The organism is Hoylesella buccalis ATCC 35310 (assembly GCF_025151385.1).
Taxonomy (GTDB): domain Bacteria; phylum Bacteroidota; class Bacteroidia; order Bacteroidales; family Bacteroidaceae; genus Prevotella; species Prevotella buccalis.
This window is the reverse complement of sequence record NZ_CP102287.1, coordinates 141,581-153,716: the sequence shown is the minus strand read 5'-3', so window position 1 is coordinate 153,716 and position 12,136 is coordinate 141,581. Positions and strand designations below refer to the sequence as shown.

Genomic DNA, 12,136 nt, shown 5'->3' with positions numbered 1-12,136 from the left:
CGACACATTGTTTATTAACACGGCTCATGCACGCTACAATCAATCTCTGTAAACCAAAACAGGGAAAGCATGATCTACTTTCCCTGTTATTATTTTGGTGCAAAAGTGCTACTTCTTGATGATACCTTGGTCCACAAACACTTTTTTCAACGCCTGAACACCCCGCTCTACTTGTTCTTCAGTATGTGTAGCCATCAGTGCAAAACGAACCAATGTGTCTTGCGGTGCACAGGCTGGAGGTATCACAGGGTTGATGAACACACCGTTGTCAAAAGCCAACTTGGTCACCATAAAGGTCTTATCAATATCTCTCACATACAGAGGAATAATCGGACTCTCCGTTTCACCAATCTCAAAACCTTCTTCCTTAAAGCGTTTCAAGGCATAGCGAGTGACTTGCCAAAGATGCTCTATCCGCTCTGGTTCAGCCTGAATGATACGCAGGGCTTCGCGTGCGGCAGCTGTTGCGGCAGGCGTATCGGATGCACTAAATATATAGGTGCGACAGGTATGGCGCAGATAGTTGACGGTGTCGCTGTCCGATGCGATGAAGCCGCCGATAGAAGCCAAACTCTTTGAGAAGGTTCCCATGATGAGGTCAACCTCGTGGGTCAATCCAAAATGGTCACAAACACCACGTCCTTGACGGCCAAAGACTCCCAATCCGTGCGCCTCATCAACCATGATGGAACAATTATACTTGCGTTTCAATTCAACAATAGCGGGCAAATTGGCCAAATCTCCCTCCATAGAGAACACTCCATCCACCACAATCAGCTTTACAGCATCGTAAGGAAGCTTTTGCAACAACCGTTCCAAGTCGGCCATGTCGTTATGCTTATAGCGCAGTTGGGTGGCAAACGACAAGCGACGTCCATCCACAATGCTGGCATGGTCACGGTCATCACAGATGATATAGTCGTTGCGACCCACCACCATGGCCAACACACCTTGATTAACAGAGAACCCCGTAGGGAAACACAGTGTTTCATCTTTCCCCACGAAGGTGGCCAATTCTTTCTCCAATTGCACATGCAGATCAAGCGTACCATTGAGGAATCGGCTTCCTGCACAGCCCGAACCATATTTATCCAAGGCCTCCTTGGCCGCACGGATGACACGTTCATCGCCCGTCAATCCAGTATAAGCGTTAGAGCCAAACATCAACACTCGATGTCCGCCCATCTCTACTTCCGTTCCTTGTTTACTGGTTATTTCCCTGAAATAAGGATACACGCCAGCATCCATGTATTTCTGAGGATCTCGATAATTCTTGTATCTTTCTTGTAATTGTCCCATTATATTTAAATAGGTGTCCCACCCATAATGAATAATATAGGCTGCAAAGATATAAAAATAATAACATAAATTGTTCCTTTCTCAACTAAAAACGCCAAATTTAAGTTTTTTACCAGATTTAAATGGATATATCACTGGAATTGTCGTACATTTGCGAATCATGTTCGCATGAATGAAAAAGTCTTTCGGAACAACAGCGTTAAAATAACAGACAATACACAAGATGAAGAAGATAAGATTCATCATGAACCCCATATCGGGAACCAGTGACAAGGACGGCATACCCAAAATGATTGACGCAAAGCTCGACCATGAGCAGTTTGAGTACGAAATCATTACGACCAATCATGCCGGTCATGCCTCCGAATTGGCTACTGAAGCCAAAGATTCTCATGTGGATATTGTCGTGGCTGTGGGTGGTGATGGCACTATCAATGAGGTGGCGCGCGCCATTGTGCATTCAGACACGGCACTGGGCATCATCCCCTGCGGTTCAGGTAATGGACTGGCGCGCCACATGCTCATTCCCATGAGTGTGAAGAAGTCCATCGAAATCATCAACAAATGCGTCATCCATGACTTCGACTACGGCATCATCAACGGCTACCCGTTCTTCTGTACCTGCGGCATGGGATTCGATGCCTATGTCAGTCAGAAGTTTGCTGAGTGCGGAAAGCGCGGTCCCATCACCTATGTTCAGAAGGTATTGGAAGAAGGCCTCAAATACAAACCTGAGACTTACGAAATCACCACCGAGAATGGTGTGAGCAAATACAAAGCCTTTCTCATCTCTTGTGCCAACGCATCGCAATATGGCAACAATGCCTTCATCGCGCCACAGGCATCGATGAGCGACGGACTGATGGATGTGATTATCATGGAACCCTTCGATATTATCGAGGCTCCACAAATCAGCATCGACATGTTCAACAAAACGTTGGATAAGAATTCCAAGATTAAGACTTTCACCTCAAAGAAACTCCACATACACCGTAGCAAGCCAGGGGTAATCCATTACGATGGCGACCCAGTGATGACGGGCAGAGACATTGACATCGAACTGGTGGAAAAGGGTATCAAAATCATCATCAACCCCGATGCTGACAAGAGTCAACGACAGCCAAACGCCATTCAGAGTGCCGCTGCCGAGCTGTTCAACGAAATCAACGTGGTACGCGAAGACATCTCCAAACAGACGCGCCACATACAGGCCTTAAGCAAAGTGTTGCAGAAGAAATTAAACCTATGATGGCCACATGCGGCCGTTACCATGGCCACATGCTCATGAACGCCATCCAACCAACACGGCATCAACCCGCAGGCTGATGCCGTTTTTGTTTCAAATGACTAAAGTATGGCATGCGCCTCCGTTCTGTCACAGTCGTTCTTTACAAATAAAAATTGTTCATTAATTTCGCATACCATTCTGACATTTCTCCCGCATCGTCAAACAGTGTCAGCGTCTGCTCATCCAACATTTCGGGACGACGCTTCACCCATGCCATCAAACAGCGTTTAGGCGATTTGCGGGCAACCGTCTTTATCAAATATTTTTTTCGAAGATAAAATCCCGCAATCACGGCTGAAGTACTGAATTTCTCAACCGATTCAACTGGCAGCACCACACTCATTTCGCCCTCATTGGCAAGCAATCGGTAGGCTGATTGGCACAATGCTTCATAGGGAAGCGTGTCACTGTGCCGAGCCATGGAACGCTTCGCATCCGGACTGCGAAGACCTTCTACGAAGTAAGGTGGATTAGAAACGATGCTGTCAAATTGTTTTACCGATTCAAACTGCTGCAAAGCCACCTCCCGAACCCTCACCCTATCGGCAAATGGGGATGCCTCTACATTGACTTTTGCCTGCCGACAGGCGTCACGGTCAATCTCCAAAGCCTCAACAAAGCAAGCAGCATACCGCTGCGCCATCATCAAAGCAATGAGTCCGGTGCCCGTCCCGACATCAAGAATGCGCTGTCCTCCCTTGGCCCAGGCACCCAGCAACACGCCATCCGTGCCCACTTTCATGGCGCACTGGTCTTGTCGGATGGTAAATTGTTTGAACTGAAACCACTCGTTACTCATGCTGCAAATTTACACAAAAAAGATGAAAATGAGAGGTTCTCATGTTTGGAAATCACCGTCAAAAATCTAAAAACCTCCCACCTTGATAACACATTGATTATCAATAACCTGCAAAACGAATTTCAAACCCATTGACCTTGCCGCCCAAACCCATTGACTTTGATGCCTAATCCCATTGACTTTTGGCGGCAAACTCTATGCTATTGAAAAGTTCATGTTATGCGCTTGATTTAACGCCCTCAAACTCATCATCAATTCAGGATGGCAAGGGCTACCGCCAACGACTTGGCATGATATTTGCATCTTACCACATATTAAACATGAGTAATATAAAATGTAGCGGTGCAAAGGCCCTCATGTCAATAAAAAGTAGTAACTTTGCACACCGATAACGAAAAGACAAATATGAGTAAAAAGAACAATCCATCTATCCAGATGATTGCCGATTTCGAAGGAGATATTTCAAATCTCTTTCATGTAGAAACAGAAGGCGACGTGCCCATCTTAGCAACACGCAACATGGTGATGTTTCCCGGCGTGCTCTGCCCCATTCTCATTGGTCGCGAAAACAGCCTGAAACTGATTGAAAAAGCCAAGAAAGCCCCCAATACCATATTCGCCATATTCTGCCAAAGAGATGCAGATGTGGAAGAACCGCATCAAAAAGACTTGTACGCTTACGGTGTGTACGCCCGATTGGTGCGCGTGCTGGAAATGCCGGGACACGGACAAAACGTCACGGCCATCATTCAGGCGATGGGACGCTGCAAGCTGGAAAAGGTCACCAAGACCAAACCTTTCTTGCAGGGATTGACGACTATTGCCCCAGAGGTATTGCCCGAACCGAACGATGAGGAATACCAAACGGCCGCAGAGGACTTTCGCAAGCAAACCATCGAGTACATCAAAGAGAACGATGATATCGCCGACGAGGCACAGTTTGCCTTGAACAACATCCAGAACAACATTCTGAGCATCAACTACATGTGCACCAACATGCCTTTCACCAACGAGGATAAGATGAGCATGTTGGAGGCCAACTCGATGAACGAGCGCATCATGATTTCGCTGAAAGTGCTGAACAAGGAAATGCAGCTGCTGGAACTGAAAAAACAGATTCGCACGAAAACGCGTGAGGATCTGGATGAACAGCAGCGCGAATACTTCCTGCAACAGCAAATCAAGAACATCAAAGAGGAACTGGGCAACGGTGAGGGTTCGCCCGAGCGTCGTGATTTGGAGGCGAAAGCCAAGAAAAAGAAATGGACGACCGAGGTGCGCGACACTTTTTACAAAGAGCTGGAGAAGCTGGAGATGTACAATCCACAAAGTCCGGAGTACAGCGTACAGCTGAATTACCTGCAAACCATGGTCAACCTACCCTGGGGAGAATACACGGCTGATAATCTCAACCTGCAGCGCGCGCAGCGCACCTTGGACCGTGACCACTATGGCATGGAAAAGGTGAAGGAACGCATTTTGGAATACATGGCCGTGCTGCAATTGCGCGGTAACCTCAAGTCGCCCATCCTGTGTCTGTACGGACCGCCGGGCGTGGGCAAGACCAGTTTGGGTAAGAGCATCGCCTCGGCCATGAAACGCAAGTATGTGCGCATCTCGTTAGGAGGCGTACACGACGAATCGGAGATACGCGGACACCGCCGAACCTATATCGGCGCCATGCCCGGCCGCATCATCAAGAGCTTGCAGAAGGCGGGTTCTTCCAACCCCGTGTTCATCCTCGATGAGATTGACAAGGTGACGCAGAACACCATCAACGGCGACCCATCCTCGGCATTGCTCGAGGTTTTGGACCCTGAACAGAACAACGCCTTCCACGACAACTACCTGGATGTAGACTATGACCTGTCGCATGTGATGTTCATCGCCACGGCCAACGACCTCAACACCATTCCTCGTCCTTTGCTGGATCGTATGGAGATTATCGAGGTGAGCGGCTACATCACGGAAGAAAAGATTGAGATTGCCAAGCGACACCTGGTGCCAAGGGAACTCAAGAACACCGGACTGGACACCAACGAACCCAAAATCAAGTTCAACAAGGCATCACTGGAGAAGATTATCGAGCAATATACCCGTGAAAGCGGCGTGCGACAGCTGGAAAAACAAATCAACAAGGCCCTGCGGAAGATGGCGTTCAACAAGGCCATGGACGGTGAGCTGACCTACACGGACATCACGCCCGAGAAGCTGGAGTCGCTGCTGGGCAAGCCGCCTTTCTATCGCGATATCTACCAGGGCAACGACTATGCCGGCGTGGTGACAGGCTTGGCATGGACCAGTGTGGGCGGAGAGATTCTCTTCATCGAGACCTCGCTGAGTAAAGGAAAGCCCGGCAAGCTCACTTTGACAGGTAACTTGGGCGACGTGATGAAAGAGTCGGCCGTGATTGCGCTTGAATATGTCAAGGCGCATGTGGACGCTCTGGACATCGACTACCGTCTGTTTGAACAGTGGAACATACACATCCACGTGCCGGAAGGAGCCACACCGAAGGACGGTCCGTCGGCCGGAATCACCATCGCCACATCCATTGCCTCGGCGCTCACACAGCGCAAGGTGCGCAAGAACACGGCCATGACGGGTGAAATCACCCTCCGTGGCAAGGTTCTGCCCGTGGGTGGCATCAAGGAGAAGATACTGGCGGCCAAGCGCGCAGGCATCACCGACATCGTGATGTGCAAGGAGAATAAGAAGGATATTGACGAGATTCCGGAGAAATACCTCAAGGGAGTAGAGTTCCACTATGTGGAAAACGTGCAACAGGTATGGGACTTTGCCCTGACCAACGAGCGCGTGGAGCATCCTGTGGACCTGACCATCCAGGAACTTCCCGACAAGACCGCCAGCGATCCGCACACCGTTCTGCTGTAAAGAGAGGGTAACATGACATTTGAACTGCAACATACAGACCCATCATCGGACGCACGGGCAGGCCTGATTACCACGGCGCACGGGCAGATTAAGACACCTATCTTCATGCCTGTGGGTACGGCTGGAACGGTAAAAGCCGTGCATTTCAGGGAACTGAAAGAGCAAATCAACGCGCAAATCATTCTGGGCAACACGTATCACCTGTACCTCCGACCGGGACTGGACATACTGAAGGCCGCAGGAGGATTGCACAAGTTCAATGGCTGGGATCGCCCCATCCTGACCGACTCGGGAGGGTTTCAAGTGTTCTCGCTCACCGGTATCCGCAAACTGCGTGAGGAGGGTTGCGAATTTCGGTCGCACATTGACGGTTCCAAGCATTTCTTCTCGCCCGAAAGCGTGATGGACACCGAGCGCATCATCGGCGCCGACATCATGATGGCGTTTGATGAATGCCCGCCCGGCGACTGCGACTACCAATACGCCAAGACAAGTTTGGTCATGACACACCGCTGGCTGGATCGTTGCATCAAGCGGTTCAACGAAACGCAGCCGCTGTATGGTTACGACCAGTGCCTCTTTCCCATCGTGCAGGGAGCGGCGTACAAGGATCTTCGGGAAGAATCGGCAAAATACATTGCAGATAAAGGAGCAGACGGCAACGCCATCGGTGGCCTGGCCGTAGGAGAACCCACGGAGGTGATGTACGAGATGATTGAGGTGGTGAACGCCATTTTGCCGAAAGACAAGCCACGCTACCTCATGGGCGTGGGCACGCCACAGAACATTCTTGAAGGCATCGAGCGGGGCGTCGACATGTTCGACTGCGTAATGCCTACCCGCAACGGACGCAACGCCATGCTGTTTACCTACGAGGGCACCATGAACATGCGCAACAAGAAATGGGAAAACGATTTCACCCCCATTGATCCCAACGGATGCGACACCGACCAGCTTTGTACCAAGGCCTACCTGCACCATTTGTTCAAGGCAAAGGAGTATTTGGCACTGCAGATAGCGTCCATTCACAATCTGGCCTTCTATCTTAGGTTGGTGACCGATGCGCGCAAGCACATCCAGCAAGGCGACTTCAGCACATGGAAGCGGGGCATCATCGAGCAGTTAGGACGAAGAATTTAAGACGAGATGAAGAGTTTCAAGACCCGCAGACGACACCGGCGATTGCTCAAGGCAGGCAGATGGATGAGACGGCACTTTGCATGGCTCACCCTATGGATGGCATGGCTGGGCAGAAAACTGAGTTTTTTGCGCATTCTGAACCCAAACAAGTACATCCGAAGGATAGACTGGTACATCATCAAGAAATTCATTGGAACGTACATCTACTCCATCGCGCTGATTATTGCCATCGCCATTGTGTTCGACTTCAACGAGAACTTGTCAAAGTTTACTGAATACCATGCGCCGGCAAGAGCCATCATCTTTGACTTTTATGCCAACTTCATCCCGTATTACTCCAACCTGTTCAGTCCGCTGTTCGTGTTCATTGCGGTGATTTTCTTCACCTCCAAGCTGGCCGGCAACTCGGAGATTATCGCCATGTTGGCATCGGGCATCTCGTTCAAGCGACTGATGCGGCCCTACATGCTCTCGTGCGTGCTCATCGCATCACTGTCTTATTACCTCAGTGCTTACGTCATTCCGCACGGCACCGTGATACGGCAGAACTTTGAGAGCATGTACCGAAACAGCAAGAAACGAACAGCTGCCGACAACGTTCAGCTGCAAGTGGGCAAAGGAGTCATTGCCTACATACAGCACTACGACAACAAGACCAAGCGCGGATATGGCTTCTCGTTGGACAAGTTTGAAAACAAGAAGTTGGTGAGCCACATGACAGCGATGGAAATTCAGTACGACACCATTGCCGATTCGAAGTATCACTGGAACGTAACCGGATGGAAAATCAGACAACTAAAGGGTCTTCGTGAACACATCACCAGTGGAGCCGACCTTGACACCCTCATCCAGATGGAGCCAACCGATCTGGTGTACTCCAAGGGACAGCAAGAAACGTTTACCAGTCCGGAACTGAAAGATTACATCACCAAGCAGGTGGACAGAGGATCGAGCAACGTGGTACAATACCAAGTGGAGTACCACAAGCGCATCGCCTCGTCGTTTGCGTCGTTCATCCTCACCATCATCGGTTTTTCATTGTCGGCCAGGAAGCGAAAAGGAGGCATGGGACTGTACCTCGGTTTGGGGCTGGCACTGAGCTCTTTGTACATCATGCTGCAAACCGTTTCGGCCACCTTCGCCATCAATGCCAACGCACCTCCCATCTTGGCAGCGTGGATACCGAACATTATTTTTGCCTTGGTGGCCTACTTCTGTTACCGCAATGCACCGAATTGATGAGGATAAAAGTGAGTGAGCGATAACATGACATGCGCCCTTGGCACGGCGAATCTACACAAAGAAATGAACCGTCTTGCATTCACCAAGAATCATGTGAATGACAAAGGACAAATTGAAAATCAGAAAAAATGAAGTTTGAAGAATTAGAATTAAACAATAATGTATTAGACGCATTATACGACATGCGCTTTGACACTTGCACACCCGTACAAGAAAAGTGTATACCCGAAATACTTAAAGGACGTGACGTGCTGGGTGTGGCACAGACCGGAACCGGAAAGACGGCAGCTTACCTGCTGCCCATCATGAGCAAGATAGACAGTGGAAACTACCCAGAAGATGCCATCAACTGCCTTATTATGTCGCCAACGCGCGAACTAGCCCAGCAAATAGACCAGGCCATGCAGGGCTTTGGCTATTATCTGCAAGGCGTAAGCAGCGTGGCTGTGTATGGCGGGAACGATGGAAACCGGTACGACCAGGAACTGAAAAGCCTCCGCATGGGTGCCGACGTGGTGATTGCAACGCCGGGTCGCTTCATCAGTCACATGAGTTTGGGCAACGTAGACCTGAGCAAAGTGAGCTTCTTCGTGTTGGATGAGGCCGACCGCATGCTGGACATGGGCTTTTCGGAAGACATCATGACCATTGCTAAGGGCTTGCCGAAGACATGCCAGACCATTATGTTCTCGGCAACAATGCCTGACAAGATTAACGAGCTGGCAAGAACATTGCTTAAAAATCCCGTTGAGGTGAAATTGGCTGTGAGCAAACCAGCCGAGAAAATTAAACAGACCGCCTATGTATGTCATGAGACTCAGAAGCTGGGCATCATCAAGAAAATCTTCAAACAAGGTGACTTGAAGCGCGTCATCATCTTCTGTGGAGCCAAACAAAAGGTGAAACAAGTGAGCCAGGCACTGCAACGCATGAAAATCAATTGTGGCGAGATGCACTCCGATCTGGACCAGGCTCAGCGCGACGAGGTGATGTTCCAATTCAAGAGTGGACAGATTGACGTGCTTGTAGCCACGGATATTTTGTCAAGAGGCATTGACATCGACGACATTGCCATGGTCATCAATTACGATGTACCTCACGACGCGGAAGACTATGTACACCGCATTGGCCGTACAGCCCGTGCAGACCGTGACGGAGCGGCTATCACGCTGGTTAGCAAAGACGACATCTACTACTTCCAACAGATAGAAAAGTTCCTTGAAAAAGAGGTGGAAAAGGTTGAACTGCCTGAAGAACTGGGCGAGGCACCTGACTATACTGCCGATGGAAAGCCACAGCGCAAACGCTCTTCTGCCAAATCAGTTCGCCGGAAAAACCGTGACCAAACGGCACACAAGCGCAAGCCGCGTCGGAATAAAAACGAGCAACGCCCCAAGGAGGTAGATGCCAAAAGTGAGCAAACAAACGAAAAGCAAGCGCAAGAACGCAGTAAGACAGCGGATAAGCAGCCTGCAAAGAATCGCCAAAAGAGTAACAAACGCAACAACAATAGGCGTAAACAGCAAAACAACACTGACGGAGCTGGAACGCAACGTAATAAGCAACGCAATGACAAACGACAAGCGATTGACAACAAAACTGGAGACAAACAGGTGCAACCGCAAGCCAATACGAAGAACAAGCGTCGCAGAAAACCCAACAACAACCGTAAAACGCAACGCGAAGACCCACACAATGGCAGAAGAAAGTTTGAACCTGCAAAGACCGAGGCCAAACCAGAGAGTGGCATTTCAGCCATCATCAAGAAACCACTAAAATGGCTCAAGTCGCTCGGAAAGAAATAAACGAATGGGTGACACCCAAGAGATTCCATCCCTCAAACCGCCTATTGTGACGATGAACAGAGGATGACGAAGATGAGAGGAGAATGTATCAAGCTGACATTCTCCTCTCATTGTTTATCATCGTTGATGGAAAAGGATTTGTTAGCTACCTTGTATTCACCGCATATTCCGTGTTATCGGAAACGTTTTGTTCAACCTTCTGGACTTGTCATCAAGTGAATGAGATAACAACCAGCCGTAGGTTTGCTACATGTAAAGTAATCAAACCGAATATGTTAAATATGTAGATTGAACGAAACTATTCACTTTATTATTTGCTTTAAACACTTAATTTACTTATATTTGCACAATAAAAATAATACTATTAATATACCAAGGAAAAATAAAAGATTTTATTATATATTAAAACTATAATAACTATATATCTTAATAAGACAACATTAATATATAAATATTTTTATTATCTCAAACAACTATTACTAACGAATAAACATTTAAAATTTAATCCTTAAATCAGATTGATAAGCATGAGAACAAATATCCTGCTAAAAAACAAGAGATTTCTTTCGGTAGGTATCATTTTGCTACTTGCAAGTACACTCACATCTTGCGCATCACCAGATCCTTCAAACGACAAGAATGACAGGAACATCAGTTTCAAAACCAAGCCATTTGAACGCGAAAAGAACGTATTTCACCATGCTGTACCTCAACACACGGTTTTAATATATAGTGGTGGAGCTCATCGGCCTTTCCAATGGGATGCGGAACATTTTGATCCTTACCTAGCCGGCAAGGTTGATGGTAAAGAAAAATGGCTGTTCGATGGGTTTTTATTTTTAGAAATATTGGACGGCCATGGGCGCGGATTTGCTTCTGGCTATCAGAAACAAGCAGCGAGGAAAGAAGAATGGGAGAAGTTGTTGAGTGGCTATTTTAAGAAAGGTAATGCCATTGCGGCGTTGAATGAACAGGCAAAGGCGGTTAAAGAACGGATAGGAGCAAGCAAGGCTGGAAAACGGAAAATAATATTGGTAATTCCAGAGCCCATCCCTAATCAAACTGATTGGGGTGAGATTAATGGTAAGAAAGTAGTTTTCACGGACCAAAACGATCGTTTGTCTGCGTGCAAGTGGTACATTGATCGCGCAGAGCAGTTGTTTAAGGACAGCCACTTAACCGAATTGGAATTGGTTGGGTTTTATTGGTTGGCTGAGGAGGCAACTAACACACGCCACCTGGTGAATCAAGTATCTGAATACCTTGACAAGAAAGGATATGACTTTTATTGGATACCTTACTTTTATGCGGATGGGTATAATGAATGGCAACACCTGGGATTCAACGTACCCTATTATCAACCAAACTATTTCTTCGACGAAAAGCATCCTTACAGCAGGTTACAAGAAACTTGTGACAGAGCGGCCAAATACGGCATGAACTTGGAAGTGGAGTTTGATGATAGAGCATTGGCTTCCCAAAAGAATTGGGGCTATCGTTTAAGAGACTATCTGGATGTATTTGAGAAAAATAGTGCGTTTAATTCCTTGAAAATCGCCTACTATCAAGGGAATGACACCTTTTACAAATTAGCGAAGTCGGATCATCCAGCAGATCAAACGCTATATAAACGACTGGTGAAACTCATTGCAAAGTAATCATCGATAT

The 12,136-nt window shown here is 48.0% G+C and carries 8 protein-coding genes; 6 read left to right on the top strand and 2 right to left on the bottom strand.

The genetic code is table 11. The annotated features are described in order from the left end of the window. Nucleotides 1–108: 108 nt before the first annotated feature. Nucleotides 109–1,299: a serine palmitoyltransferase gene (gene spt, locus NQ518_RS00585; RefSeq protein WP_227204885.1), complete on the bottom strand. Its 1,191-nt coding sequence runs from the start codon at nt 1,297–1,299 to the stop codon at nt 109–111. A gap of 223 nt (nt 1,300–1,522) precedes the next feature. On the opposite strand from spt, the gene NQ518_RS00580 reads away from it, so the two are divergent. Continuing rightward, nucleotides 1,523–2,548, top strand: coding sequence for a diacylglycerol/lipid kinase family protein (locus NQ518_RS00580; RefSeq protein WP_227961316.1), 1,026 nt, complete (start codon nt 1,523–1,525; stop codon nt 2,546–2,548). 139 nt (nt 2,549–2,687) lie between these two features. Here the strand turns inward: NQ518_RS00580 and NQ518_RS00575 are convergent, their stop codons facing one another. Then, on the bottom strand, nt 2,688–3,386 hold the full coding sequence (locus tag NQ518_RS00575; protein WP_227961318.1) for a tRNA1(Val) (adenine(37)-N6)-methyltransferase: 699 nt from the start codon (nt 3,384–3,386) through the stop codon (nt 2,688–2,690). Nucleotides 3,387–3,791: 405 nt separating this feature from the next. On the opposite strand from NQ518_RS00575, the gene lon reads away from it, so the two are divergent. The 5 genes from lon (at nt 3,792) to NQ518_RS00550 (ending at nt 12,126) form a co-directional block, all read left to right on the top strand. After that, nucleotides 3,792–6,281, top strand: coding sequence for an endopeptidase La (gene lon, locus NQ518_RS00570; RefSeq protein WP_227961320.1), 2,490 nt, complete (start codon nt 3,792–3,794; stop codon nt 6,279–6,281). A 12-nt stretch (nt 6,282–6,293) separates the two neighbouring features. After that, nucleotides 6,294–7,421: a tRNA guanosine(34) transglycosylase Tgt gene (tgt, locus tag NQ518_RS00565; RefSeq protein WP_227961322.1), complete on the top strand. Its 1,128-nt coding sequence runs from the start codon at nt 6,294–6,296 to the stop codon at nt 7,419–7,421. Nucleotides 7,422–7,427: 6 nt separating this feature from the next. After that, on the top strand, nt 7,428–8,660 hold the full coding sequence (locus NQ518_RS00560) for an LptF/LptG family permease (RefSeq protein ID WP_227961324.1): 1,233 nt from the start codon (nt 7,428–7,430) through the stop codon (nt 8,658–8,660). A gap of 131 nt (nt 8,661–8,791) precedes the next feature. After that, nucleotides 8,792–10,468: a DEAD/DEAH box helicase gene (locus NQ518_RS00555; RefSeq protein WP_227204879.1), complete on the top strand. Its 1,677-nt coding sequence runs from the start codon at nt 8,792–8,794 to the stop codon at nt 10,466–10,468. Between the two features lie 527 nt (nt 10,469–10,995). Further along, on the top strand, nt 10,996–12,126 hold the full coding sequence (locus NQ518_RS00550; RefSeq protein WP_227204878.1) for a DUF4855 domain-containing protein: 1,131 nt from the start codon (nt 10,996–10,998) through the stop codon (nt 12,124–12,126). Nucleotides 12,127–12,136 lie beyond the last annotated feature (10 nt).

Coding starts and splice junctions, on each gene's coding strand:
- spt (WP_227204885.1), bottom strand. CDS start 1,299: ATGGGACAATTACAAGAAAGATACAAGAATTATCGAGATCCTCAGAAA.
- NQ518_RS00580 (WP_227961316.1), top strand. CDS start 1,523: ATGAAGAAGATAAGATTCATCATGAACCCCATATCGGGAACCAGTGAC.
- NQ518_RS00575 (WP_227961318.1), bottom strand. CDS start 3,386: ATGAGTAACGAGTGGTTTCAGTTCAAACAATTTACCATCCGACAAGAC.
- lon (WP_227961320.1), top strand. CDS start 3,792: ATGAGTAAAAAGAACAATCCATCTATCCAGATGATTGCCGATTTCGAA.
- tgt (WP_227961322.1), top strand. CDS start 6,294: ATGACATTTGAACTGCAACATACAGACCCATCATCGGACGCACGGGCA.
- NQ518_RS00560 (WP_227961324.1), top strand. CDS start 7,428: ATGAAGAGTTTCAAGACCCGCAGACGACACCGGCGATTGCTCAAGGCA.
- NQ518_RS00555 (WP_227204879.1), top strand. CDS start 8,792: ATGAAGTTTGAAGAATTAGAATTAAACAATAATGTATTAGACGCATTA.
- NQ518_RS00550 (WP_227204878.1), top strand. CDS start 10,996: ATGAGAACAAATATCCTGCTAAAAAACAAGAGATTTCTTTCGGTAGGT.